Annotated in this window: 21 protein-coding genes and 2 pseudogenes; 14 read left to right on the top strand and 9 right to left on the bottom strand. The window is 69.0% G+C overall.

Going from position 1 to position 24,202, the window contains the following annotated elements:
* Positions 1 to 967 (bottom strand): MFS transporter (locus ABZ914_RS03675; protein ID WP_500191425.1); only part of this gene is annotated, 967 nt, incomplete at its 3' end.
* A gap of 129 nt (positions 968 to 1,096) precedes the next feature.
* Here ABZ914_RS03675 and ABZ914_RS03670 point away from each other — a divergent pair.
* From ABZ914_RS03670 to ABZ914_RS03660, 3 genes are all read left to right on the top strand, one after another.
* Positions 1,097 to 1,306 (top strand): hypothetical protein, encoded by a 210-nt coding sequence (locus tag ABZ914_RS03670; protein WP_190852114.1) that lies wholly within the window; start codon positions 1,097 to 1,099, stop codon positions 1,304 to 1,306.
* Positions 1,293 to 2,681, top strand: coding sequence for an amidase (locus ABZ914_RS03665; RefSeq protein WP_500191424.1), 1,389 nt, complete (start codon positions 1,293 to 1,295; stop codon positions 2,679 to 2,681). Before ABZ914_RS03670 ends, ABZ914_RS03665 begins: the two co-directional genes overlap by 14 nt.
* An 86-nt stretch (positions 2,682 to 2,767) precedes the next feature.
* Positions 2,768 to 3,334, top strand: a complete 567-nt coding sequence (locus ABZ914_RS03660) for a TetR/AcrR family transcriptional regulator (RefSeq protein WP_500191423.1) — start codon at positions 2,768 to 2,770, stop codon at positions 3,332 to 3,334.
* Between the two features lie 201 nt (positions 3,335 to 3,535).
* Here ABZ914_RS03660 and ABZ914_RS03655 read toward each other — a convergent pair whose 3' ends face one another.
* A complete protein-coding gene (locus ABZ914_RS03655; RefSeq protein WP_500191422.1) occupies positions 3,536 to 3,913 on the bottom strand; it encodes a MerR family transcriptional regulator in 378 nt (125 codons plus the stop codon).
* A gap of 74 nt (positions 3,914 to 3,987) precedes the next feature.
* On the opposite strand from ABZ914_RS03655, the gene ABZ914_RS03650 reads away from it, so the two are divergent.
* Complete coding sequence (locus ABZ914_RS03650; protein ID WP_500191421.1) at positions 3,988 to 4,716, top strand: SDR family oxidoreductase; 729 nt, start codon at positions 3,988 to 3,990, stop codon at positions 4,714 to 4,716.
* A 475-nt stretch (positions 4,717 to 5,191) separates the two neighbouring features.
* Here ABZ914_RS03650 and ABZ914_RS03645 read toward each other — a convergent pair.
* From ABZ914_RS03645 to ABZ914_RS03635, 3 genes and pseudogenes are all read right to left on the bottom strand, one after another.
* Positions 5,192 to 5,956: pseudogene (locus ABZ914_RS03645) on the bottom strand (IS5 family transposase); the annotation flags it as partial.
* 1,076 nt (positions 5,957 to 7,032) lie between these two features.
* Positions 7,033 to 8,283, bottom strand: coding sequence for a hypothetical protein (locus tag ABZ914_RS03640; protein ID WP_500191420.1), 1,251 nt, complete (start codon positions 8,281 to 8,283; stop codon positions 7,033 to 7,035).
* A gap of 459 nt (positions 8,284 to 8,742) precedes the next feature.
* Positions 8,743 to 9,321: a TetR/AcrR family transcriptional regulator gene (locus ABZ914_RS03635; protein WP_500191419.1), complete on the bottom strand. Its 579-nt coding sequence runs from the start codon at positions 9,319 to 9,321 to the stop codon at positions 8,743 to 8,745.
* Positions 9,322 to 9,432: 111 nt separating this feature from the next.
* Between ABZ914_RS03635 and ABZ914_RS03630 the strand changes: the two genes are divergently transcribed.
* Positions 9,433 to 10,512 (top strand): Gfo/Idh/MocA family protein, encoded by a 1,080-nt coding sequence (locus ABZ914_RS03630; protein WP_500191418.1) that lies wholly within the window; start codon positions 9,433 to 9,435, stop codon positions 10,510 to 10,512.
* A 162-nt stretch (positions 10,513 to 10,674) separates the two neighbouring features.
* Here the strand turns inward: ABZ914_RS03630 and ABZ914_RS03625 are convergent, their stop codons facing one another.
* Entirely contained in the window at positions 10,675 to 11,067 is a 393-nt protein-coding gene (locus ABZ914_RS03625) for a dehydroquinate synthase/iron-containing alcohol dehydrogenase family protein (protein ID WP_500191417.1), read from the bottom strand.
* A 481-nt stretch (positions 11,068 to 11,548) separates the two neighbouring features.
* Between ABZ914_RS03625 and ABZ914_RS03620 the strand changes: the two genes are divergently transcribed.
* From ABZ914_RS03620 to ABZ914_RS03610, 3 genes are all read left to right on the top strand, one after another.
* Positions 11,549 to 12,976, top strand: coding sequence for a S41 family peptidase (locus ABZ914_RS03620; RefSeq protein ID WP_500191416.1), 1,428 nt, complete (start codon positions 11,549 to 11,551; stop codon positions 12,974 to 12,976).
* 502 nt (positions 12,977 to 13,478) lie between these two features.
* Positions 13,479 to 14,243 (top strand): RNA polymerase sigma factor, encoded by a 765-nt coding sequence (locus ABZ914_RS03615; RefSeq protein ID WP_500191415.1) that lies wholly within the window; start codon positions 13,479 to 13,481, stop codon positions 14,241 to 14,243.
* Positions 14,243 to 15,307, top strand: coding sequence for a CU044_5270 family protein (locus ABZ914_RS03610; RefSeq protein ID WP_500191414.1), 1,065 nt, complete (start codon positions 14,243 to 14,245; stop codon positions 15,305 to 15,307). Before ABZ914_RS03615 ends, ABZ914_RS03610 begins: the two co-directional genes overlap by 1 nt.
* A gap of 452 nt (positions 15,308 to 15,759) precedes the next feature.
* On the opposite strand, the gene ABZ914_RS03605 is transcribed toward ABZ914_RS03610, so the two are convergent.
* A complete protein-coding gene (locus ABZ914_RS03605) occupies positions 15,760 to 16,929 on the bottom strand; it encodes an FAD-dependent monooxygenase (RefSeq protein WP_500191413.1) in 1,170 nt (389 codons plus the stop codon).
* Positions 16,930 to 16,999: 70 nt separating this feature from the next.
* Here ABZ914_RS03605 and ABZ914_RS03600 point away from each other — a divergent pair, with 70 nt between their 5' ends.
* Both ABZ914_RS03600 and ABZ914_RS03595 read left to right on the top strand, forming a co-directional pair.
* Positions 17,000 to 17,569 carry a TetR/AcrR family transcriptional regulator gene (locus ABZ914_RS03600; RefSeq protein ID WP_500191412.1) on the top strand — a complete coding sequence of 190 codons (570 nt, stop codon included), beginning with the start codon at positions 17,000 to 17,002 and terminating at the stop codon, positions 17,567 to 17,569.
* Positions 17,570 to 18,056: 487 nt separating this feature from the next.
* The gene (locus tag ABZ914_RS03595) at positions 18,057 to 18,785 is read left to right on the top strand and encodes a HEAT repeat domain-containing protein (protein WP_500191411.1); all 729 of its coding nucleotides are present in this window, start codon (positions 18,057 to 18,059) and stop codon (positions 18,783 to 18,785) included.
* A 200-nt stretch (positions 18,786 to 18,985) separates the two neighbouring features.
* On the opposite strand, the pseudogene ABZ914_RS03590 reads toward ABZ914_RS03595, so the two are convergent.
* Positions 18,986 to 19,189 (bottom strand): annotated as a pseudogene (locus tag ABZ914_RS03590) (glycosyltransferase 87 family protein); the annotation flags it as partial.
* Between the two features lie 459 nt (positions 19,190 to 19,648).
* Between ABZ914_RS03590 and ABZ914_RS03585 the strand changes: the two are divergent.
* The 3 genes from ABZ914_RS03585 (at position 19,649) to ABZ914_RS03575 (ending at position 22,055) form a co-directional block, all read left to right on the top strand.
* Positions 19,649 to 20,845, top strand: a complete 1,197-nt coding sequence (locus ABZ914_RS03585; protein WP_500191410.1) for a sensor histidine kinase — start codon at positions 19,649 to 19,651, stop codon at positions 20,843 to 20,845.
* A gap of 96 nt (positions 20,846 to 20,941) precedes the next feature.
* Positions 20,942 to 21,163 carry a hypothetical protein gene (locus tag ABZ914_RS03580; protein WP_500191409.1) on the top strand — a complete coding sequence of 74 codons (222 nt, stop codon included), beginning with the start codon at positions 20,942 to 20,944 and terminating at the stop codon, positions 21,161 to 21,163.
* Positions 21,164 to 21,524: 361 nt separating this feature from the next.
* The gene (locus ABZ914_RS03575; protein WP_500191408.1) at positions 21,525 to 22,055 is read left to right on the top strand and encodes a hypothetical protein; all 531 of its coding nucleotides are present in this window, start codon (positions 21,525 to 21,527) and stop codon (positions 22,053 to 22,055) included.
* 358 nt (positions 22,056 to 22,413) lie between these two features.
* Here ABZ914_RS03575 and ABZ914_RS03570 read toward each other — a convergent pair whose 3' ends face one another.
* Positions 22,414 to 22,884: a MarR family winged helix-turn-helix transcriptional regulator gene (locus ABZ914_RS03570; protein ID WP_500191406.1), complete on the bottom strand. Its 471-nt coding sequence runs from the start codon at positions 22,882 to 22,884 to the stop codon at positions 22,414 to 22,416.
* Between the two features lie 186 nt (positions 22,885 to 23,070).
* Between ABZ914_RS03570 and ABZ914_RS03565 the strand changes: the two genes are divergently transcribed.
* Positions 23,071 to 24,180, top strand: coding sequence for a homogentisate 1,2-dioxygenase (locus ABZ914_RS03565; protein ID WP_500191405.1), 1,110 nt, complete (start codon positions 23,071 to 23,073; stop codon positions 24,178 to 24,180).
* Positions 24,181 to 24,202: the final 22 nt, after the last annotated feature.

Below are 24,202 nucleotides of genomic sequence, written 5' to 3'. Positions count from 1 at the left end.
CGGGCCGGCACTCGGCGTGCTCCCCGCGCTGTGTTTGGTACCCGGACCCCATCTCGGTCAGCCATCCGAAGTGCGCCGTTTCGGCCTGCGCCGTCCGCCGCAACGTCCACACGGTGAGCGCGGCGGCGGCGCTGACGGTGAAGAACACCATGCCGCCGACGGCGTGCGGGGCGTCGGGTGCCACGAGCCGGACGAGCGCCGGGCCGAGGGAGGAGTAGAAGCCGCCGAGTGCCCAGATGGCGACGACTCCGGTCCCGGCCGTCAGCAGTGCGCGGCGGGCTGGTGGCGGCACGGCGAGCCGGGGGCGCAGGGAGCGCAGGGCCCCGGCGTGCGGGCAGGCCGTCTCCCGGGTGAACGCCGCCGCGATCGCCTGGGCGCCGAAGAGTGCCGCCAGCAGGACGTACACGGTGACCGTGGGGGCGGGTGCGAAACGCACGAGGAGGGTGGCGACCAGTACGCCTGCGGCCATGCCGATGACCGGGGCGATGCCGTTGGTCAGGGCGGACCGGCCCGGCCGGCGGGGATCCTCCAGGTCGAGGAGGGCGGCGCCAGCGGCGCTGGTGGCCGCGCCTGTGGCGGCTCCCTGCAGAACGCGGGCGGCGATCAACTGACCGGCGCCGTCCGCCGAGGCCAGGAGCAGCATGGAGGCCGCTTCCAGGAGCAGGGCGCCCATCAGGACGGGGCGCCGTCCCAGGTGGTCGGAGAGCGCTCCGACCGTGAGCAGGGCCGCCAGCAGCGCCAGAGAGTAGGCGCTGAAGACCACCGTGATGGTCAGGGCTGTCAGCCCCCACTGGTCTTGGTACAGGGAGTACAAGGGTGTCGGCGCGCTGGACGCCGCCAGGAGGGCGGCCAGGATCGACGCGTCGAGGACGACGGGCGCCGTGCGGTTCACCGTGCGGTTCGCCGTGCGGAGGCGGGCAGTGGCGTAGGGGCATGGCGCGGGGGCGCCCGATGTGACGCCTGGCATGGGACTCCTCTCCGCTAAACGCAATAGATTTGCTTTAAGGCACCCTAGGTCCCAGTGTCACTTAAAGCGAACGCTTAGCTTTTGCCGCGAAGTCACTCCGCCACCCCGTCCCGACCTGGAGGAACGCTCATGTCCGTCGATGAACTCACACCGCCCGAGGCGGCCCGCTGGGCCGGCCGTGCCGGCCTCCCGCTACCGGCCGACCGCCACGCCCCGGTGGCCGCCACCGCGAACCACATCCACTCCGTCGTCGCGGTCCTGCGGGACCTGGACTTCGGTGACACCCCACCGGCCGCCGCCTATCGCGCGGGAGAGGAGAAGCACGATGCAGCCGTATGAGCTGTCCTTGACCGCGGCAGCCGACGCGATCCGCGCCCGGAAGCTGTCCCCCGTCGAGCTGGTGGACTCCGTGCTCGACCGCATCAAGGAGGTGGAGCCGCGCCTGGGGGCCTACGTCACCGTCACCGCGGAACGGGCCCGCCGAGCGGCGCACGAGGCCGAGCGTGAGGTCGCGTGCGGCCGGCCGCGCGGCCCGCTGCACGGCATCCCCATGGGCCTGAAAGACCTGATCGACGTCGCCGGCGCGGCCACCACCGCCAGCTCCCGGGTCCGCGCCGGGCACCGCGCCGAGGCCGACGGCACGGTCGCCGCCCGCCTGACCGCGGCCGGAGCGATCCTGGTCGGCAAGACCCACACCCACGAGTTCGCCTACGGGCTGACCACCCCGCAGACCAGCAACGCGTGGGACCGGGACCGGGTCGCCGGCGGCTCCAGCGGCGGGTCCGCCGTCGCCGTCGCCGCGGGAGCCGCCACCTTCGCCCTGGGCACCGACACCGGCGGATCGATCCGCGTGCCCGCCGCGCTCAACGGGGTCGTCGGTCTCAAACCGACCTACGGCCTCGTCCCGCGCCACGGCGTCACCTCGCTGTCGTGGTCGCTGGACCACGTCGGACCGATCACCCGCACCGTCGAGGACGCCGCGCTGGTCCTCGACGTCCTGGCCGCCCACGATCCCCGCGACCCCGCATCCCTTGCCACGCTCTCCGCGGACCATCGGCCGGGCGCGGACACGGACCTGACCGGGCTGCGCGTCGGAGTGCCGGGCAACTACTACTTCGACCACGTCGCCCCTGAGGTCGAGACCGCCGTCCGGCATGCCATCGACCATCTCGAAAGCCTCGGCGCCCGTCTCGTCGAGGTCGAGATCCCGATGACCCGCTACGTCCAGGCCACCCAGTGGGGGCTGATGGTCCCGGAAGCCACCGCCTACCACGAGCGCACCCTGCGCGCGGTCCCCGAGCTGTACCAGGCGGACGTCCGCATCCTGCTGGAAGCCGGCGAGCTCATGCCCGCCGGCGACTACCTGCGCGCCCAGCGCGCCCGCACCCTCATGCGGCGGGCCTGGGCCGACCTGCTGGCGGACGTCGACGTGATCGCCGCCCCGACGGTCCCGGCGACCGCGGCGAAGGCCGACCAGCCCGCGCTCACCTGGCCCGACGGCACCGTCGAGAGCGTCTCCGACGCCTACGTGCGCCTCTCCGCCCCGGCCAACATCACCGGGGTCCCCTCGCTCTCGGTTCCGGTCGGCCATGACACGGCGGGCCTGCCGATCGGCATGCAGCTGCTCGGCCGCCCCCTCGGAGAATCCGTCCTGTTGCGGGTGGGCCACGCCTACGAGCAGACGCGGCCGGCGCGCAAGCTCGCCGCGGCGTGACGATCGGCGACCAGGTCCCCGGCCGGCCACCCGGGACGGCCGGGACCCGGGCCCTTGAAGCAACATCTTTGCTTTAAGGTGGCTCCATGGGACGGAAACCGATGGTGCGCCCCGGTGGGCGCAGCGCCAGGGTGCAGGCGTCTGTGCACGCCGCCGTACGTGAGCTCGAATCGGAGGTGGGGCGGGAGGCGCTGACCGTCCCCCTGGTGGCCACCCGGGCCGGAGTCACCCCGTCCACCATCTACCGCCGCTGGGGCGACCTGCAGGAACTGCTGTCGGACGTGGCCGTCGAGCGCCTGCGGCCCGAGACGGCGCCGGAGGAGACGGGCAACCTGCGGACCGATCTGGAGGCCTGGGCCGAGCAGTTCCTCGAGGAGATGGCCTCCCCCACGGGACGCGCCTACATCCGCGACGCCCTGCTCGGCGACCCGGACGGCAGCAACGCCGGCCAGTGCTCGGCCTACGCGGCCGAGCAGATCGACGTCGTGCTCGCCCGCGCCGCCGAGCGCGGGGAGAGCGCGCCCGAGACCGAGACCGTCCTCGACCACGTCGTCGCCCCGGTGATGTACCGCATCCTCTTCCGTCCGGACGGGCTCGACGCCGCCTACGCGCGCCGGCTCGTGACCGGGCTCCTCGACCCGGCCGACCGATGACCACGCGACTCGGTCCGCCGCCGCGCGGGTGAGGGCGTCCGCTACGGCCGGCCTCCGCCGCACGCGCAGTCGACCTGTTGGGGAGCGGCATCGGCCACTGGCGCTGTTGTAAGTGACGCCTATCGGGAAGCAAAACGAGGATGGTGGGAGCGCTTAGTACTCCAGCCGTAGATCGCTGGTGCGACGTCCGACCGACCGCGCTTACGGGTGCGTGTCTGTGATCGCGATGACCTCGTCGAGGCGGGCCAGGGCACCCTGCAAGTCGTCGACCTTGGCCTGGATGCGATCGCGCTCGGCGCGCAGCATGGCTCGTTGCTCGGCGTCGGTGTGCCCGGAGTCCCAGCACGGAAGGAGTTCCGTGATCCTTCGGCTGGTCAGACCGGCGGCGAACATCTGCTGGAAGAAACGGACCCGGGGGATGGCGTCCTGCCGGTAGAGGCGCTGGCCCGATGGGCTGCGCTCCGCGATGAGCAGCCCCTGCTCCTCGTAGTAGCGCACAGCGCGTACTGAAACGCCAGCACCCCGTGCCACCTCGCCGATGCGAATCAGCCGCTCGCCCGCTTCCTGCCCGACGGTCATGGTGATTCCTCCCCCAAGGTCCTGATGGCCGGCACTTGCCCCTGACGTTAACGTCAGGTTCTAGCGTACCGGGCATGGACATCAACGACTCAGTCGCCCTTGTCACCGGAGCCAACCGCGGCCTGGGCCGCGCCTTCGCCCAGCGCCTGCTCGAACGGGGCGCCCGCAAGGTCTACGCGACGGCCCGCCGGCCGGAGACCGTGGACCTGCCCGGGGTCGAGGTGCTGCCCCTCGATATCACCGATCCCGCATCCGTGAAGGCCGCCGCCGAGGCCGTCCCGGACGTCTCACTGCTCATCAACAATGCCGGGATCCAGACCGGGACCGACCTGGTGACCGGTTCGCTGGACGCGGTACGGCGCGAGCTGGAGACCAACGTGTTCGGGCACCTGCGAATGATCCGTGAGTTCGCGCCGGCGCTCGCCGGGAACGGCGGGGGTGCGATCGTCAACGTCCTCTCCGCCATGTCGTGGTTCGGGGGCAAGGGGGCCAATGCCTACCACCTGGCCAAGGCCGCTGCCTGGGCCATGACCAACGGCGTCCGCCTGGAACTCGCCGAGCAGGGCACGCTCGTGACAGCGGTACACCTCGGCCTGGCCGACACCGACATGGCCGCGGGCTGGCCCGTGGACAAGATCGCGCCGTCGGATCTGGCCGACGCGGCGCTCGACGGTGTCGAGGCGGGCTCCGCCGAGGTCCTCGCCGACCAGTGGAGTCGGGACGTCAAGTCCCGGCTGCCGCTGACGCCAGAAGAGTTCAACGCCGCGATGGACCGCGCCCTGGCGGCGCTGACGGCGGTCTGAAGGGCCTCTCGGGCCGCGCTGACTTCGGTTGGTTGCTTCTGGGAACGGTCGACTCATACTTCATCCGCAGTTGTGGATCTTCATGTTGTGGCCTCGCGCCGGCGGTAACGGCAGTCGCCGGCGCGGGCCCGGCGTCGACGACGCCATAGGGACCAGCGCAGGCGATGGGCACCTCTACCCCGACGGCGACCTGCCCTGGTACGCGCTCGTGCCGATCATGGTCGCGATCTACAGCGGCATGTGCGGCCTCGTCGCGTTCGTCAACGGCTACCACCGCCGCATGGGGGACCTGCACCGGGAGACGCACGCCGCGCCCGTCCCCAGGTTGACGGTGGGGCTGCCACCGCACCTCGCGGACCGCTTCCCAGAAGTACCGGAAGTCGTTACCGGTCTTCAGCGCGGGGATCTGCCCGCCGTTGGCCATCCGGCGAACGGTCCGGGGCAAGAGACCCAGCTTGGTCGCGAGCGCGGCAGTGGCGATGGCGGTGAAGACCGGGAAGTGTTCGGCCTTGCGTTCGTAGCGGCGGTGCAGGCGGCGGCAGCCGGCCGGCCGGGACATCGTGCGCTCGGTCGCCCAGCGATGCCGGCCGAGTCGACTCGAGGACTCGATGCCCTTGCGGGCGATGCGGCGACGGATGTCTCGCTTGCGTAGCGATCGGCGCGGGTAGTCGTAGTCGTAGCCCTTATCTGCCTGCGGCTTGGCGGGTCGTCGTCTGCGCGGGCCGCAGCGGGAGCGGATCGGCGGGCTGCCGCGTACGAGCGGTTCGAGTGCCTGGCTGTCGTGGAGGTTCGCGCCGGAGATCGCGATGGAGAGGGGTAGACCGGTGCGCTCGGCGATCAAGCCGTCTCCGAGACTTTCTTGCCTCTGCTTGCAGGATTCGGGCGCCTGTCAGGTCCCTCCTTTCAGGGCCCGCATGTTCATCGAGTCGATCGCGCAGCGCGACCAATCCGGGTTTCCGCGCGAGCCCGGTTCGTCGGGGATGAGGCGGTGCAGTTCGGCCCAGACCCGGGCGGCGGTCCACTCGGTGAAGCGTCGGTAAGCGGTTGGTCCCGACGGGTCGAAGACCGGCGGCAACTACCGCCAGGTGCAGCCCGTCGTGGCCAAGAAGATGATCGCGGCCACCTCGCGACCCCTGTACCTGCGCCGGCCGCCGCCCTGTGGCCGCGTTGGAGCAAGTGGGACCACCCGCTGGAACAGCCCCCACAACTCGTCCGGCACCATGCGTTCAACTATCACCACACAGCGCAGACTCCCAGCACCCCAAATGAGACGACGTCGAAGCGCACGGTCTCGCGCGTTCTTCTCCGCATCCCGACTCTTCAATGAGAACGCCCCCGTCGGATGACGGGGGCGTTGGCGGCTCGGGTCGCTGTGCGGGCTTCACCGCTTGAGCGCCTTGGCGAGGCGGGCGCGACGGGCGTTGCGCGCCTCGGTCTGCCGCTCGCGTACGCGGTCGGCGATGATGACCCGGCTGATGTCCGTGCTGTACATGTCCTGCTCCTTGTTCCTGCCGGGCCCTCTTGGCCCGACATGTACAAGGTTCGCCCTAAGGCCCCGGGGCCCACATCAGGACAACGCCCTATTCACGCGCCTTAGGACGCCTTAGTTCCCGGAGCCTGCGGTCATTACCGCAGCCAAGTGCACAGTTCGTACCGTGCATGCTCGCGGCACGCAGGCCGCCTAGCAGCGCGGTGAGCTGCTGTCTGGTCTCTGTGGCGATCTTCTGTAGCCAGCGGGCATCCTCATGGTCGTCGCGGCAGCTGGTGCGATCTGCCACGTGCGCCCATCGGTGCAGCGCGGTGAAGGTGATGGTCCATTGGGGCGGGGTCAGTGTGACGTTGACGGTCTGGCCCGGGCGGGGCTAGGCGGCGAATCCGGCGGGCTCGGTGGGCAATCGCGCCCATCGGGTCTCACGGATGCGCAGGACCATCTCGGCGAGCTGGTCGTCGCCGAGATCGCAGGAGGCCTCGTTGTCTAGTGCCGTGTCGGCCTGCAGCCAGTCGCTGACCTGCAGGCGTCACCGGGTGCGGGGCCCCTGCGGTACGTTCACGTCGACGTTCCTGCCCAATCGGTCTCCCGCCGCCGCGCCCATTGGGCGAGCGGCGGGAGATCCGTCAGGTGCGGTCGTTTGCTGGCGGGCCAGCCTAAGGCTCTTAAGACATGCCCCTGCAGGTGAACAGGGGGCACTGCCGCCTCCGCGTGCCCCACGACCTGCGCGGCGTCCGGGGAACAGGCAAATGACCATTACCTCGGGCGTGTGAAGCCGCTCGCCCGCCCGGGTGTCCGTCCGGGCGGGCGAGCGGGAAGAGATCGCCTCAGTTGGTGTTGCAGGGGTCTTCCAGCGTTCCCCACAGCGCCCGCTTGCCGGCGTGCTCCGCGACCGTCCAGATGCGCCGCTGGCCCCGGTAGCACGACAGGTCCTCAGGGCCGTAGGAGACCGTCTGCCGGGTCACCTCGCCCCAGCCGCCGCCCTTCCGGACGGTGGTGAGCAACTGCCCGCGCTTGGCGCCCGACGTGGTGTCGACGTTGTGGGAGAACCACCACCAGCCGTGCGACCGGACGCCGCCCTGGATCTTCTTGTCCGGAAGCGTCGCCGCCCAGTTCGCGTGCGCGACGCCGCCCGTCCCGACGATGCCGGTGCCGACCTTGAGCGGGTAGGTGACCACGCGGCCCTTGGGGCTCGCGGTCGCGCAGTACTCGCCGAGGATGAGCGCTGGCCGCTGCCGCGCGGTGCGGTCCACCGACGCCCACGAGGTGCGGAGCGGCCCGCTGCCCTTGCACTTGGACGCGGGGGCCTTGCCCTTGGCGTTCTGCCAGCTGCCCGTCTGCGGCATCACGTACCGGTACGCGTGCCCGTAGTACGTCTTGCCGTGCAGGCCGACCCACCCCTTCTTCTTGGTGGTGCCCGCCTTGCTCTTGCCGAGGTCGTAGATCTGCGTCATGTCGAACTGGCGCAGGCCCGCCTGGGTGTCGGCGACGTACAGTTTGTTGCCGAACCAGGCGATGCCGCCGGCGTGGACGTCGATGTCGGTGTAGGTCGCCTTGCCGCCCTTCATCGTCGGGTAGACGAGCAGGACGTGCCGGTAGCTGTGCTTGGCCGGGTTCACGAACGTGAGCCGGATGGCGTGGTCGGCGTACCAGGCGACGAGGATCGGCTTGCCGCTCTTGCCCCACGTCTCGTCGGAGTCGGCGTCCGAGACGGTCGACACGCCCTGCGGGATCCACTTCGAGGTCTTGGAGTCCCCGGCGTTCCAGCAGTAGGCGACCGACTTGGCAGGGACTCCGGCCGCCTTCGCGCAACTGCCGGAACCGAGCTTGCGCTGGCCCGTCGCGTTCATCAGCGCGGTGACGCCGCTCTTGTCGAGCTTCTTGCCGAGGGCCTTGAGGGGGGTGCTGCGGTTCGACCCTTGGCGGAGGTCGAAGTCGCCGAGAGCGGGGGCGGCCGCCGTGGCCGAGGTCCCCGCCGCGTTCTGTGTCTGTCCGGGGGCCAGGTACACGACCCCCGAGATACCGGCCGCCAGAGCCACCAACGGGGTGGCGATGGCGAGGGAGCGCCGGATCTTCACTTGATCACCTCCATGGCGAAACCACGGACCGTAACACATCAAAACGGACGGACGGGGCGGACTCCGTGGGTGGAGACCGTCCCGCCCGCGGTGATATCGGGATCAGGGAACGTGGCAGGTGCCGTAGTCGAACTTGGTCGGGGTCGCTCTCGGAGGTGCGCGTCGGCTTCGGCTTCGCCTGTGCTGAGCCCTTCGCCCACACCACCACGTCGGACTTTCCGACACGCTTTTTCGACACTCCTGGACGGGCTTCGGCGCCGTCCAGGGCCTCCGGCGAGTGCTCTCCAAGAAACAAATGTTTCTCGACGCATGCGTCCGGGGCCCCGGGTGTTCCGGAGCTGATGTGGTAGGTGAACGAACGTCCCGCTAAGGGCGCCACGGCGGTCTGCCGTTGGAGCTGATCGTCTGGGCGCGCCTGGTAAGGGGTCTGGGATGCGAACGGTGGTGGCCTAGGGGCTTTCAGTCCAGCAGGGCGTGCAGCGCCAAGTCACCGATCTGCCGCAGTTCGTCGTGGCTGCGGCCGGCCGCCGCCTGGACGGCGATGCCGTCGGAGATCGTGTGGACGAGTGCGGCCAGGGCGGCCGGGTCGTAGTGGGGTGGAAGATCGGTGGCCCGCTCCAGCCGCCTGCGCAACGCCGCCTCACCGGCTTTGCGCACCGCGATGGCGTCCTGGCGTGCGGTGTGCGCGTCGGGTCCGCAGGCGTGAACGGTGTTGACGCACAGACAGCCATGGGGCGTGTTCTCGCCCGCGGTCAGGTTCGCGGCCCCGCGGATCAGCTGCTCGACGACCTCGCGGCCGGTGGGCGCGTCCAGCGCGTCGGCGGCGTAGGCACCGGGGCCGTTGAGGTAGCGGGCCAGCACCTTGGCGAACAGTTCCTCCTTGTTGCCGAAGGCGGCGTAGAGGCTGGGCTTGTTGATGCCCATCGCTGCGGTCAGGTCGGTCAGCGAGGTGCCCTCGTATCCGTGCCGCCAGAACACCTCCAGCGCCTGGTCGAGTGCGGCGTCTGCGTCGAACGAGCGTGGGCGTCCGCCGGGCATGCCGTCCTCCGTGCTCTCCCGAGTTTTATACCTATCGGTACGTTACCTCTTGCGGGACCACGGCGCGCCGGTCTAGTTTCATACCGGAAGGTACACAACTAAGGGGGGCGCATGATCCGAGTCGGAGTTGTCGGGGCCAGCGGCTGGGCGGACGGCTCGCACCTACCCGCACTCGCCGCACTCGAGGCGTTCGAGGTGACCGCGGTCGCGACCACCAATCAGGCCAGCGCGGACCGGGCTGCCGCCGCTCATGGCGTGCGGCACGCCTTCGCAGACGTTGCCGAGCTCGCCGAGCACACCGATGTCGACCTGGTCGTCGTCTCGGTGAAGGCTTCCGGGCACGCCGCGGTGATCAGGGCCGCGCTCAAGGCCGGCAAGCACGTGGTGTCGGAGTGGCCGCTCGGTGTCGACGCCGACCAAGCGAGAGAGCTGACCGAGGCCGCCGTCGCCGCAGGCGTCGTACACGCGGTGGTCCTCCAGGGGCACCACTCGCCGAGCGCCCGCTTCGTCGCCGACCTGTTGGCCGATGGCCGGATCGGCGCGCTCGAATCGGTAGCGCTGGTAGCGGAGGGCGCGCCCTGGGGTGGCAGCCGGATATGGCCGAATCTGGTGTTCGGCCTCGACCCCTCAGAGGGGACCAACATCCTGACCATCATGGCCGGCCACTTCCTGGCCGCGCTCGAACGGGTCGCGGGCCCGCTGACCGAGGTCTCGGCGCGGCTGCCCCGCACGCACGACCGCGTGCTGGTCACCGGAACGGAACAGACCGCGCCCAACGCCACACCCAGCCACGTACTGCTGCACGGGCTTCTGGAAGGTGGCGCCACCGCATCCGTCGCAGTACACGGTGGCAACGGCCCCATCCAGGACGCATTCGTGCTCAAGCTCGTCGGCAGCGACGCGACATTGACCGCCATCCCGGCCCAGCGTGGAACGTTCATCCACTGGGGCGACTGGGACATCAGAATCGGAGACGACCCCGTGGCCGTGCCCGACACCTATCGCACCGTCCCCACCGGGGTCCGGTCCGGGCCACCGGCCAACATAGCGGCCCTCTACCAGGAGGTCGCCCAGGCCATCGCCGAAGACCGGCAGCCACACCCCAGTTTCGAGACCGCTCTGCGCCACCACCGGCTCCTTGCCGCCATCGAACGGTCCGCGGCCGATGGAACCGCCCAGAAAATCGCGTAACCCACCGGCACTGCGGCCGCTCATGCCGAATCGCCACCTTCGCCCCCGTCCGAATCTCGGACCACGACCTGCTGATGCAGGGCAAATCCCACTCCGCTCACCTCGCCAACAGCGCCCACCGAGCACTCGATCTCGTCACCGAAGGCCAGGTCCCCATCGACATCACCACCGAAAACGAACCAACCGACCGAGGATGTGACAGATCTTGTGATGCAGGGCCGTGCCCGCCGCGGCCGGCGCCCAGCCCGCCAAGCAGGCGCCGAGCAGGACATCGGCATGCGCGGTCCGCGTGCTCGTAGCGGCGACCGAGGTCGGCAGCCCGGCGGCGAGCAGGCGTAGGCCCTCCTTCGCGAGGAGCGACGAGATCGGGTCAGCGTCCGGAGCGTAGAGCGCCTCCACGCAGTGGGCCATCACGTTCGTCCCGCTTGATGCCGCGACGGAGACCGACAGCCTGAAGGACAGGTCAGGGCCGTAGACAACGCCCCTGGGCGGCACGCGGGGACGCCCGGCCGCCCTTTTGTTCCCGCCCTCGGTGAGGCCCCAGATCGGCGTCATCTAAGACCCGGAGAATGAGTTCATCAGATACTCGCTGAGTTCCGGTGAACGTATGGGTAAGGCGGCGGGCGGCGGGAGGGCACGGTGCCCTTCGGCTGCTCGCCGCCCCACGAGGTCCTGCGCGGTCTGCACGCGCTGGATTCGGTCAGGCGGCATCCGCTGCACATCTCTTGGGTGCTGTAAGCCCGCGAGCGACCGGACGCCGATCTGAAGAAACGAGGCCGACCGGTTCGCCTTCTGGTGCGGGGCAGTCCACTCGGTTTCCCCCGCATCTAGCCCCGGGATGAGGTGCCGTCACGGCCGCGAAACCTAGCCGTGCCGCACGAGGCATCGGTGGGGCACTTGAAACGACGGCAAGCTCAGACCGAGTTTTCTCAGCAAGCGCTAACAGCAAGGAAACATCCCGTTCGTTAAAACTCCCACTTACGCCTGGCCAGGCTTCAACGCCGCTCTATCTGGCATGAGCACACAGGAGCACAACGTGAGAACCACCAAGCGAAACCTCTTCATGGCGGTGAGCGCCGCCATGACCGCCGGAGTCGCCGCAGTCAGCATGACCGCGGCCGCCAGCCCGCGCCTGGCCGCCTATACGGCCGCCAATCCCGCCCAGTGCGTGAGACAGAACGGGCCCACGACCATACCTGCGGACCCGGCGCCCACCTCGGTCAGCACCGTGCAGCAGGCGTATTACTGCATCATCGACAACTACTACAAGGGTTCGAAGCTCGACCACCGGCAGCTACTGCAGTCCGCGTTCGACTCCGTGGTGACGGAACTGATCAAGCGCGGCATCGACCAGCCGGACGCCGTCATGCCGACTCTCAGCGGCGACCGCGACAAGGACTGGGATGCCTTCGGCGCCCGGCTCGGCTCGGTGCTGGCCGCCGCGTCCGACCAGCAGTCGGTGCGCTCGGCACTGGCCGTCGCGGCGATCAAGGGCATGCTCGCCGCCCTGCACGACAACCACGCCCGCATTCGCACGGCGGCCGCTCAATCGTTGAGCTTGGGTCTGACCCTGAACCAGAACGACCCGGGCGGCGACACTTCCCGCTACACCGCCCCGCTATTCATCAAGGCGGTCACGACCGACTCCCCCGCCGCCACGGCGGGACTCAAACCCGGTGACATCATCCGCGCCGTCAACGGCGTGCCGCCCTTCAGCGACGGCACCTTCAACGCCGGAGTCATGGGCTACCTGCGTGTGGCCTCCTCCACGAAGGACCCAGTTCGCATCACGGTGCAGCGCCCGTCCACCGGCCGCACCCGGACGTTCACCGTCACGCCCCGCGTGCTGCCCGCATCACCGGCGCGTGTGTCGGCGAAGCTGGTACACGGGAGCATCGCGCAGATCCAGTTCAGCCAGTTCTATCCCGGCGTCGCCCGCGAAGCGCTCAAAGCCATCACCGACCTGCAAGCAAAGACGAAGATCACCGGCGTCATCATCGACCTGCGCGGGAACCCCGGCGGTATGGGAGCCGAGGCCGCCACTCTGCTGGGCGCCTTCGCCCACAACACCGACTACGTCGACTTCTGCGACGCCGACGGCAAGTGCGACCCCCAACCCGTCGACAACAGCACCCCGCTGCTGCACCTGCCCATGGTCACCCTCACCGACGGCAACTGCGCCTCGACCTGTGACCTGTTCGCCATGGCAGTCAAAGACCTGAAGCTGGGCACGCTGGTGGGCACCCGCACGGCCGGCGCCTCCTCGGGCCCGTCCTTCGACTACCAACTCAACGACAACACCAGCACACTCACCCTCCCGGCCCAGTACGCACTCGGCGCCCACGGCGAGATCATCGACACCATCGGCGTCCCCCCGGACCACCAGCGGCCGCTGACCGCAGCGGACGTCTCCAAGGGCAAGGACCCCGCCGTGAACGAGGCGGTTTCACTGCTCGCCTCCTGAGCCTTCCACTCCCCCGGGTGGCGGGCGCTGACGTCCGAAGTCCACTCCATCGACACGGACCACGGGCGACTACCCCTGCAGCGGCCTTCGCCACCGACGGCGCTCTTGCTCGCCGCAGAACACCTCACAGATTTGGGGGCCACTGGGGAGCCGCCGTAGGTAGGCTCCCTCGGCCCCACCGCGAATTCCCCCGGTGTTTTCACAGGCGAGAGGCTCCTCGATCCACTTCCATCGACCCGCGCTGGTGTTGATCTTCCCGGCGGTGTGGCTGCCGGTCGGCGCCGGCATCGAGGTCAGCGGACTCGGCCTCGCGCTGTACGCCCTCTCGACCTCACGACACCATGCCTGACCACCACCCCGGCCCCTCGGCGGAGGCCACGCCCGGCAACACGATCGCCTGCAACAGCGACCACGTACCGAGTGCACAGCGGCCGGGCAGACGGACATGAAAACCCACGCTCATCAGGCGAAACCGAATATCCGCACCCCGCAGGCGCACCGGGTGACCGAGCTGCGGGGCCTGCGGCGGTTCCGCACCGAACAGCCGTCCTACTCGATCGTCAACCGCGGCATCGAACGCGAGGTCCTCCCGGTCGCGCGGCGGTACGGCAGGGGGCGCGTCCCCGCCTGGGGACCGCTCGGCCAGGGAAGGCGGTGGAGCTCGCTGCGGAGATCGTCTCGGAGAACCGTGAAAGAATCGCGCTCTTCCCAACACAAGCGTGATGTGTACCGAAAAGACACACAAACGATCGAGGCGGTGCCGCCCGACCCGGACGCGAGGCGGACGCGATTCATGACGCTGTACGAACGCTGCTACGGCAGCATCGTGCGCTACGCATCGCGGCGGGTAGGTCTGGACCAAGCGGAGGACATCGCCAGCGAGACGTTCACCATCGCCTGGCGGCGGATCGCCGACATTCCATCCGACCATGAGCTGCCCTGGCTGTACTCCGTCGCCCGAAACGTCATCGCGAACAGCGCACGACGCGAACAGCGCGAACGAAACCTCAGCGACGCTCTGAGCGTGGAACCCGAATCCGACCACGCGGAGACCGTGACGAGCCGACAGATAGCGATCGCCGTGCTGCGCGGCCTGAGCGATAAAGACCGCGAACTGGCACGTCTTGCCGCATGGGAATGCCTCAACAGCCGGGAGATCAGCATCGTGCTGGGCTGCAGCCGCGCCGCGGTCCACATTCGCCTGCACCGCCTGCGCAAACGACTCGAAAAGCTGTTCGACGACTACCAGGGGGAGGAGACCAACTGATGAACTCCGACATCGAAACCATCCGCACGCTGCTGAGCCCCCACGATCCGGCCGTCGGCGTCGACCCCACAGCGCCGAGGACGTCGCCGACGACGATGTTCGGCGATGCTCCTGGACCCCGCTCGGTCCGGCGGGCCTACGGGCGGCGCACCGCGATGTTCGCGGCGGCGGGCGTGGCCGCGGCGGCGATCGTCGGTATCGCGGGAGTCGTCACCCTGCCCGGGAATGGCGAGCCGGCGACGAAGGCACGCGCGGCGACACCGCCCCTGCTCACCTACCACGGCGGCGGGCCCACAAGCGCCCGTGACGTGCTCCTCGATCTGGCCGAGCGGACCGAGCGTCTGCCCGACACCGCCGGGACAGGCCGCTACGCCTATGTACAGACCCGGAACTGGGAGCTGAGCGATCAGGGAAACGCGAAGGGCGAGCCAAGCAGTGCGGTCATCGCGACAACTTCCCAGCAGTGGCTGGCCGCCGACGGCTCGGGTCGCCAACGTTCCGAATACGGCGCGCCGTACTTCCCGACCGCACGTGACCGCAAGGTGTGGGAGAAGACAGAAAAGGACGGCGGTGGAATCGTCGCACCAGGGAAAGACGACCAGCGGTTCGGCCCAGGCGGCATACCGTTCAGGTTGGCATGGAAGACGCTGTCCACCGACCCGGAAGTCCTGAGGAAGCAACTGTACGCGGCGAATCCGAACTCGGAAGACGGGCAAGTGGAACGGCTCGTCGACATTGAGGACCTTTACAGCGAACGACCCGTCCGGCCTGCGGTCGCCGCCGCCGCGCTCCGTGTCGTCGCCGACATCCCCGGCCTTCACTATGACGGCATGACGACCGATCGGGCGGGCCGTACCGGCCTCGCCGTCAGCGTACAGTGGAACGGCTCGGATATCCCACAACGGTACACGCTGATTTTCGACCCGCAGACCGGTCGCCTGCTCGACAGCGAGCAAGTACTCACTCGGACCGTCAAGGGATGGAATGTGAAAGTTCCCTCGGTGATCAGTTACACGGTGTTCCTCAAGTCTTCCTTCACCCAGAGTCTTGAGCCGCCCAAGTGAACTGATCCCGACATCACTCATCCTGGTGGCGCGAGGGAGGATGGCTTGCACGAGGGTGGCCATGCGGCCGGCTGAGCAGGGTCCCGGTCGGTCACTCGCGACAACCACGTCGCCGCGGCCTGTCCCCGCGCCTGATCAAGCCCCGCACCGGCGCTCACACCCTGCACGCCTCACCCGTACACGGCAGGCACAGCGTTCCTGACCGCGCAGGCCACTCCGGCGCTGCACTTGCCGGAAACCACGTCCGTGCAGGTCAAGCAGCATGTTCGTATTCGTTGAGGATTCCGCCCAGATGGAGCCCTCAAGGCTCGCAATGTGGGCTACCGCAACGGCGCTGCGGCGCGCCGAGCGCGGCAGCGTAGGACGACGGCTACAGGCGCTCGTCCAAATCTGAGGAGTTTCCACGTGACGCTCCCGCGGGTTTAAGCCTCCCTCGCGGGCCCTACCAGGCCTCAGGCGGCGCGGCGGTAGTCGGGCAGGGGCCGGGCGGTGCGGGCCTGGAGGCGGCGCTCGACCGCTCCGGCGACCTTCATCACCGACAGCCGGACGAGGGCGTCGCGGACGCACCGGCCGCCCTCGGTCTTCGGCACCATGAGACCCACATTGGGGCCGATCTGCTGCTTCTTGTCGACCAGTGGCCGCTGGACGGCGTCGTAGCGGGCGAAGGCGGCCTGGTGGTCGCCGTCGGCGGCGGCGAGTTCGCCGGCCAGCCGGTACGCGCCGACGATGGCCAGCTCGGCGCCCGCGCCCGAGGCGGGGGACGCGCACCAGGCGGCGTCGCCCACGAGGGCGACGCGGCCGTTGGACCACGAGTCCATGTGGACCTGGCCGAGTGCGTCGAAGTAGAGGTCGGGGTCGGCGAGCGCGGAGTCGAGCAGGGCCTGGGTGGGGGCCCATGCCTGGCCGGCGAACGCCTCGCCGATCAGGCGGCGGTGCTCGGCGGTGTCGCGGTGGTCGTAGTCCAGCGGCTCGGAGCGGAAGATGAAGTACGCCTTGGCCTGGTCGTGGTTGCCCGACCGGTAGATCCCGGTCATCTTGCCGGGGGTGTTGAACATCGTCACCCAGCGGTCCTCGCCGAACGCGGCGTCGGCGTTGCCGAAGGCGAAGTAGTGGTCCTTGTGCCGGATGAACCGCTCTTCCGGACCGAACGCGAGTCGCCGCAGGTTGGAGTGCATCCCGTCGGCGCCGATGACCAGGTCGAAGCGGCGGGCGGGCGCGTGCTCGAAGGTGACCGTCACGCCGTCGCCGTCCTGCTCGACGGCGCTGACCGAGTCGCCGAAGATGATCTCGGCGTCGGTGGCCTCGTGCAGCAGCGCGACCAGGTCGCCCCGCATGATCTCCACCGAGCCGGCGCCGCGGGTGTCGATCCGGGCGACGGCGCGGTCGGCGGCGTCGACGAACTTCATGCCGTGGACGTCGGCGGCCAGCTCCCGGACCCGGGGCATCAGGCCCATCCGCTCGATGACCGTGGCCGCGTCGTCGCGGATGTCCACGCCGTTGCCGCCGGTGCGCAGCCGGGGAGCGCGCTCGACGATGGTGGGCCGGAAGCCGTGCCGGGCCAGCCAGTGGGCCAGGGTGAGGCCGGCGATGCTGGCTCCGGAGATCAGGATCCGCTCGTTCATGGGAGTCTCCTCTACACTGGACCGAACTGGAACGTAGGTTCCAGATGATTATGTGGAAGGAGCATTCCAGTTGTCAACATCCGCACGCCGAGCCGATGCCGTGCGCAACCGGGACCTCGCCCTCGACGCCGCCATGGCGCTGCTGGCCGAGCCGGGGGCGTCCCTGACCGTGGGGGCCATCGCCGAGCGCGCCGGACTGGGCGCCGGCACCGTCGTGCGCGCCTTCGGCGGCAAGGACGCCCTGCTGGACGCCGCCGTCGCCCACCTGCTCGAACCCGTCGTCCAACGCGCCCGCGACCTGATCGCCGACACCACGCCCTACCAGGCGCTGCGCGTCTTTCTGCGCGAACTGATCGCCTTTCAGGCCGCCCACCACGCCGTCAGCGACCAACTGACGGGCCTCGACCTGCCCCTCACCACCGCGCTGCGCGCCGACCTGGTCGGGGCCGTCGAGAAGATGATCGAAGGCGCCCGCCGCGACGGACAGATCCGCACCGACCTCGGCCTTTCGGCCACCACCACCCTCATCAGCGCCACCGCCCTCGCCGTCGCCCGCGCCGACCCCGACCCCGACCTCACCGACGCCTACCTCACCGTCTTCATGGACGGCCTCTCCACCGCGAACGGCTCCACCTCTTGAGCACCGCCCCAGCATTCCTAAGCCCTACTCTCGACACACTCACACCACACCCGGCCTGAATTCCGAAGGCGGCAGCCAGCCACCGAGATTGAGCGGACGTCGTGGTGCCTGCACTTGATCTGCTGAGCGAGGATCTCCGGTCGGAAGCGGCGGGGTTGATCACGGAGCCGCCCAGCACCTTGGTGCCGCCGATCCCCATGGCAGGGACGGGCGGTCGGAGGGCCATCTCGATAGGTCGCCTGGCGCGCCGCAGACGGGGCACGCCGGGCTCGGCCGTATCGGGGCGGGTTCCGCGGCCGGCCATCCGATTTCGACGCCACCGACTACCGCGCGCGGCATGCGGTGGAGTGCGCGATCAACCGGCTCAAACGCGACCGGGCTGTGGCGGCCAGAGACGACAGGCTCGCCGTCCGCTCCGAGGCGACCGTGCGCATCGCCTGCATCGCCGAGTGGCTGTGATCGATGCTGACCAGCAAGATGATGGTTCATGTCGCTTCTCGTCCAACTCATCCGTCTACTTCCGGGTGAAGACCCCGACGAGAAAGGGGAGTTCGATGACACTTCGTTCGACAAGATCACCGAGTTGATCGAGGCACTGATCGCCAGCGCCGATCCCCGGCTCGTACCCGAGCTGGAAAGGCACCTGGAGTCCTTCCTCGAACGCGAGGACTTCTATGGCCGTGACGTGGTCGAGGAGGTCCTCGCCGGCATCGCCGGGCTCGACGCCCTGCCGACACTGCTGCGCGCCTCGGCCCAAGACCTGGGCGACGACCAGGACACCTTCCAGACGATCATCTGTGAGCTTCTCGATCAAGACCCCGAGCAGGCACGCCCGGCAGTGCTCGAATTGGTCGACTCCGATGATGCCGCCCTTCGCACCACCGGAGTCTGGGCCCTGGACTTCATCGTCTCAGACGAAGATCTGCCCCGCCTGCTGACCCTCCTCAACGATTCGTACTCCGACGTCCGGTCCGCGGCTGCGGCCGCGGTCGGCCAGCTCACCGAGCGGCTCCCGGCCGCCGTGGACGCGCTGGCCGCCGCGCTGAACGACCCCGACCCGCAGGTACGGATATCCGTACTCAGCGCGCTCAGCCACACCCATGCCACCGCAGCAGTCCCCCACATCACCCGGCTTATCGACGACCCCAACGCGGAAGTGCGCAGATGGGTCACCATCGCTCTCAATCGGCTCAGCAAGGCCACGCCACAGCCGTAAGCGGAGCCCGCGGAGAACAACCGCCGTGATCTACTTCTCAAGCACGCCCTAGGGGAAAGAGAAGGGGCATTCACCGGCGACCTCAGCAGCGCCAGTGCGGAAATACCGCCCCGAGGTGGCCACCAAGGGGTGCCCGAGGAGAATTGGCACTTGGGCGGGGGGTGGCGCCGCTGCGGCGTAACCGGGTGCCGTAGGTGTGCCGGAGCCGGTGCGCCCGCAGCCCCGGCAGCCCGGCCGACGTAGAAGGTCTTGGTCCAATACAGGCGAGGGGCGCCTTTCGCGACCACGAACGCGGCAAGAGTACAGACGGCGAAAGTCACGGTGGCGGTCACCGCGGCCTCCCACTTGATCAACGGCAGCAGAACGAGGAAGATGCCCGGCGTCGGTTTGATCGCCGCGGCCATTCCGACATCGTGCAGGCCCCGGCGAGGGTCACCAGCAGCCATGTCTCTCAGATCACCCGTGCCACTGTGAGCGGCAGCGCACCCAGCGGTGTGAACATCACCGCCGCGAAGGAGTATTGGTGAACCAGTGCGCCGCCAGTTGCTCGGTGTACAGACGCTCATCGTGCTGGAGTGCATGCGCGCCCAGCCAGTAGATGCGGAAATCCAGGACGCGTAGCCGATGGCGAACCACAGGACGGCGACGGCCTGGACTGCCAACAGGACGAGAATGGCGCCACTGGCCCATCGCTTCTCAGGATGCTCCGCAGGGTCGATCTTCAGTGAGTCGACCAACGGTCGCTTCAGCGCGATCGGGGATGCATCGGGCCGTCGACCACGTTCGTGGCATGCGGTGGTAGCCCGAGGGATTACGCCCGAGGGCCAATGCCGCAGGTCATGGTCGCTGGCTACGATCGGCGCATGCCAGCTACGTCGCCTCCACGGACGCCGCACCGGCACGTCGCGGTCATCGGAGAGGGCCCGGCGTGGCTCGCGGCGACCGCCTTCCCGGTGCTCTTGGCCATCGCCCTGCTCAACGGCGGAGGCCCGGACGGTCTGAGCCTCCTCATTCCCGCCCTCCTGTTTCTGCTCCCGGCGGGCCTGCTGACGCACCGGCCGCTGGCAGGCACGGCGTTCATGCTCACCGCCTGGCTCACCGCCTGGGCGGTCGGGGGCACCGCGCCGTTCTCATGGCAGTTGGGGTACCTGATGATGCTGGCGAACGCTCTGGCGATCGGCTTCATCACCGCCACCCGTCCCCGCCGCACCTCGATCGCGGCGGTCGTCATGACGCTCTGCGCGCAGTTGTTGGTCGTGGCCTTCTACTTGAACGAATCCCCCGCCCTGGTGCGGACGGTGATGTTCGTGGTGTTGATCGCGGGGGCGGCATGGATGGCGGGCAACACAGTCCACGAACGCCGCGAGCACGCCAAGGCCATAGAAGAACAAAGGACCGCCCGAGCCGTCACGGCAGAGCGGCTCCGGATCGCGCGCGAGCTGCACGACATGGTCGCGCACAGCATCGGCATCATCGCCATCCAGGCCGGTGTCGGCGGCCGCGTCATCGACACCCAGCCGGCGGAGGCACGCAACGCGCTGTCGGCCATCGAGGCCACAAGCCGGGACACCCTGGCGGGACTGCGACGGATGCTCGGCACCCTGCGCCGTACCGACCCCGAGGCGGCTCCGCTTGATCCGGCGCCGGGCCTGGCCGATCTTGAACGCCTGGCCACGATGACCGCACACGCCGGTGTACGCGTCGACCTGCAGTGGACAGGACGACGGCGTCCGCTGCCCGCGGAGATCGAGCTATCGGCGTTCCGCATCATCCAGGAGGCGATGACCAACGTAGTGCGGCACGCCGGCACCGACCACTGCCGCGTCACCATCGACCAGCGCGACGACGAAGTATCGATCGAAGTCATCGACGACGGGCGCGGCCGGCAAGCGGAAGGAACCGGGTACGGAATCGCCGGAATGCGCGAACGGGTCGCAATGCTGCACGGCCACTTCAGCGCGGGACCTCGCCCCGAGGGCGGCTTCCGCGTGACGGCGCGACTTCCGCTGCCAGAACAGGTGCCGACATCAGAGGCGGCCCCGGAAGCACGTCAGAAGTGAGGCAAAGGTCGCTACCGTCCCACGAACCGACTCCAAGGGCGTTGCCACAATGAGCATCCGCCCACCGGACGCCAGCGGCGACGATCTGCCGCCGGTATGTACGGGGCACTGCGGGCGGGCGCCAGCGGGTTCCCGGTCAAAGACATGGCGCTGGAGGACATCCTCACCGCGATCCGCGTGGTCCCCGGAGGGGACGGCCTGATCGCGTCCAACGTCACGCGCCGCCTCATCAAGGAGTTCGCCGCCCGTCCAAGACCCGCTCCCCCAGGCAGGACCGCCGACAGAATGACCGAGCGGGAACGCGAGGTGCTCCCCTGATCGGACGCGGCCTGCCCAACCCCGAGATCGCCGCCGAGTCGTCCATCACCGTCGCCACCGCCAAAGCCCACGTGGCCCGCCTGCTCACCAACTCGACGCCCACGACCGGGTCCGCCTCGTGATCATCGCCTATGGCGAGGGCGCCGCAGCTTCGGCATTGACGTTGTCCCATCGCCTGCACAGAGCCTTGCGGATGAGCTGGGCGGCGCGGTCGTTGCCGGTGGCCTCGTCGCCGGGAAGGGAGCGGGTGCCGTCGATCGTGCATGGAAGCGACGCGCAACGGCATCAAGGTCATGTCCTTTTCCGGGCTGAGAGCCAGAGCTCTGGACAGCCTCTGGTTTGAACGAGGATGGTGGATGGCATGGTCGCCGTGCTGCTGCCTTTGATCACACTCGTTCTCGGCTTTATTGCGAGTTTCCTTCTTGAGATGGCCCGCACTCGCTGGACAAGACGGAACGCGCAGGACGTCCGTAACGCAGAGCGTCGGCAAGCCGAGCATCTGGACCGAATCACATTCGAGCGTGATGGACTACGCTCCATACATGCGGCCATTCATGATCTCCTGAGCAAGGTGAACGCGATCGCCATTCCTCGAGCAAGGGCGGAAGCCGCAGAGGAGGATTGGCGCGAGGGGGACGATGGTCGGGAGTTGCAGGCGGCAGCCATGAATGCCAACGTCAGGTGCAGTCACGAGTCCGCCCTGCTGCTGGACCCGCCGGTCATCGAGGCGGTGGACCGACTGACGAGTTCCGCTTATCCGATGTACTGGTCCCGTGAATCTGGGAGCAATTCCGATTACAACCGAGAGTTCTATGAAGCCGCGACGGTCGCATCGCGAGCTATTGCGAGAAGACTCCGCGAGCTTTATGGCTTCACGTCGAATACTGGTTGACGCCGGACCCCTGCCGTAGGCGGTTCGGGTCGACAGGGTCGGCGCTCCGCCAGGCAGCCTACGTCCCGGGCGGCGGCGCGATGTGCACCGACTGGACCACCGAGCCGGGTGATGACGATGTCCGCAGAGGGGTGATCGGCGTACGAGACAGCGAACTGCGGGGGCGCTTTCGGCGGTGACGCGGGCGGAGGTCTCCACGTCGATTGATGCTCGCGTGTCGCCGCCTCCGTGATGGCCTCGGCGGCGAGCCCTGACCGCCGGGGCGCAATGTGAACGGCCCCGGAACCGATGCGGTTGCTTCCGGGGCCGTTCGCAATGCGCGTTACCCCGACAGGGCCAGCGAGCTCAGAGGACGTGTTCAGCGCTCTCGTGACAGCCAGGGGCGTCCCGTCTCGGCGCCGTCTCGCGCGAGCAGTTGTGTTACGACCGCGGTCAGGAGCGTCCGGTCGGCCGGCCGCACCTCCTCGAGCAGCGTCTCCAGCCGGCTGATCACGTCCTGATGCGCTTCTTCGGCGAGCCGGGCGCCCTGATCGGTCAGCGCGATCCGGCAGGCTCGCCGGTCGGCGGGGTCGGGGCGGCGTGCGATGAGGGCGCGGCGCTCGACCCGGTCGACCAGTCCGCTGACGCCGGATCTCTCCAGGTTCAGCAGACGGCGCAACTCGGTCATCCCGAGGGGGCCGTCGACCAGCAGGCACAGCAGGTGGGTCTGCTGCGGGGTCAGGCCGTGGTCGCGGCTGACGTCGGCGAACACGTGCTGCACGAGGTGCGACAGCCGCACCAGGGCAGCGGCCGTCCCGAGTCGCGCGCCGGCCTCCGCGGTCGTGTTCATGGGCACCTCCGGCCTCCGATGGTAGTTGACATTTGTTCGCAGTGCGCACTACTTTCGTTCGCGTCACGAACAGTCCGCATTGCGAACAAGTTGCGTCCGCGGCTGCCGCAGGCCGGAGCCGCGGCACGGCGGACGCGCTCGCCGGCCGTCGCAGCAGCGCCGGTCTCCCCCGGAAAGGAAGAGCTGATGGGCGTGTTCCGAGAATCCAAGGGCGTCGTCTCGCGCCAGGGGCAGGCGCAACGCCCCGCCGGAACCTACGAGGACCAGTACAGCCGGCACGGCTTCGCCGGCGACCAGGCCATGCTGTACCGGCGGCACCCGGCGACCGCCTGGACCCGCATCGAGGGCGACTTCAGGAACACGGTCGCGGACGTCAGGGAACTGGAGCTTCCCGACGCGACCGATCCGCGGGCACTGCCGACCAAGCTGATGTACAACGACGACGTCGCGGTCTACGCCTCGCGGCGATCCGAGCCGATGCCGTTCTACTACCGCAACGCCGACGGCGACGATCTGGTCTTCGTGCAGCGCGGCACCGGACGGCTCACGACGGACTTCGGCCCCCTCGACTTCCAGGCCGGCGACTACCTCGCCGTCCCCAAGGGGATCACCTACCGCCTGGAGCCCGACGGCCGGGACAACATCTTCTACGTCGTCCAGACGACCGGGCCTCTCGGTTTTCCCGAACGCGGGCTGCTCGGCCAGTACGTGCCGTTCGACTACGGCGTCCTGCGGACACCCGAACCGCGTCCGGCCGAGGACGCGGAGGACGGGGAAGGCGGGGAATGGGAGGTCGTCGTCAAGCGGGGCGACCGGCTCAGTTCGATCTTCTACCCGTTCGACCCGTTCGACGCCGTGGGCTGGCAGGGCAGCACGGCCCCGTTCAAGCTCAGCATGTACGACATCCGGTCCATCTCGGCGGAGCGGCTGGACATCCCGCCCAGCGGTTACACCACGTTCACCGCCCCCGGCTGCCTGATCTGCACGTTCACGCCGCGCCCGATGCAGAGTGACCCCGACTCCTCGTTCGTGCCGCCCTATCACCGCAACGTCGACTACGACGAGATCGCGTTCGTGGTGGGGACGGAAGGCGAGCAGGCCGGCGCGGGCCCGCGCGATGGGACCCTCTACCTCAACCCGCAGGGCGCCCACCACGGCCCCGACGCCAATCCCTTCAGCAGCGCCGAGCGGCCCGAGCGGTTCACCACGTACCTGCTCAACATCGACGTGGAGCGCCCTTTGACGGTCACCTCGGCCTACGAATCGCACGCCCGGGACCAGCAGGAGCAGGCATGACGTCCGCCACCGGCACCCGAGA

Source organism: Spirillospora sp. NPDC046719, from assembly GCF_040645715.1.
In the GTDB taxonomy this organism is placed as follows: domain Bacteria; phylum Actinomycetota; class Actinomycetes; order Streptosporangiales; family Streptosporangiaceae; genus Spirillospora.
This window is presented reverse-complemented; position numbering and strand designations above follow the sequence as displayed.

What these genes read in the sequence shown, in the direction of transcription:
- ABZ914_RS03570 (WP_500191406.1), bottom strand. Translation starts at nt 22,884, where the DNA reads ATGAACACGACCGCGGAGGCCGGCGCGCGACTCGGGACGGCCGCTGCC.
- ABZ914_RS03660 (WP_500191423.1), top strand. Translation starts at nt 2,768, where the DNA reads ATGGGACGGAAACCGATGGTGCGCCCCGGTGGGCGCAGCGCCAGGGTG.
- ABZ914_RS03665 (WP_500191424.1), top strand. Translation starts at nt 1,293, where the DNA reads ATGCAGCCGTATGAGCTGTCCTTGACCGCGGCAGCCGACGCGATCCGC.
- ABZ914_RS03650 (WP_500191421.1), top strand. Translation starts at nt 3,988, where the DNA reads ATGGACATCAACGACTCAGTCGCCCTTGTCACCGGAGCCAACCGCGGC.
- ABZ914_RS03635 (WP_500191419.1), bottom strand. Translation starts at nt 9,321, where the DNA reads ATGCCCGGCGGACGCCCACGCTCGTTCGACGCAGACGCCGCACTCGAC.
- ABZ914_RS03585 (WP_500191410.1), top strand. Translation starts at nt 19,649, where the DNA reads ATGCCAGCTACGTCGCCTCCACGGACGCCGCACCGGCACGTCGCGGTC.
- ABZ914_RS03630 (WP_500191418.1), top strand. Translation starts at nt 9,433, where the DNA reads ATGATCCGAGTCGGAGTTGTCGGGGCCAGCGGCTGGGCGGACGGCTCG.
- ABZ914_RS03655 (WP_500191422.1), bottom strand. Translation starts at nt 3,913, where the DNA reads ATGACCGTCGGGCAGGAAGCGGGCGAGCGGCTGATTCGCATCGGCGAG.
- ABZ914_RS03610 (WP_500191414.1), top strand. Translation starts at nt 14,243, where the DNA reads ATGAACTCCGACATCGAAACCATCCGCACGCTGCTGAGCCCCCACGAT.
- ABZ914_RS03595 (WP_500191411.1), top strand. Translation starts at nt 18,057, where the DNA reads ATGTCGCTTCTCGTCCAACTCATCCGTCTACTTCCGGGTGAAGACCCC.
- ABZ914_RS03580 (WP_500191409.1), top strand. Translation starts at nt 20,942, where the DNA reads ATGTACGGGGCACTGCGGGCGGGCGCCAGCGGGTTCCCGGTCAAAGAC.
- ABZ914_RS03565 (WP_500191405.1), top strand. Translation starts at nt 23,071, where the DNA reads ATGGGCGTGTTCCGAGAATCCAAGGGCGTCGTCTCGCGCCAGGGGCAG.
- ABZ914_RS03575 (WP_500191408.1), top strand. Translation starts at nt 21,525, where the DNA reads ATGGTCGCCGTGCTGCTGCCTTTGATCACACTCGTTCTCGGCTTTATT.
- ABZ914_RS03670 (WP_190852114.1), top strand. Translation starts at nt 1,097, where the DNA reads ATGTCCGTCGATGAACTCACACCGCCCGAGGCGGCCCGCTGGGCCGGC.
- ABZ914_RS03625 (WP_500191417.1), bottom strand. Translation starts at nt 11,067, where the DNA reads ATGACGCCGATCTGGGGCCTCACCGAGGGCGGGAACAAAAGGGCGGCC.
- ABZ914_RS03605 (WP_500191413.1), bottom strand. Translation starts at nt 16,929, where the DNA reads ATGAACGAGCGGATCCTGATCTCCGGAGCCAGCATCGCCGGCCTCACC.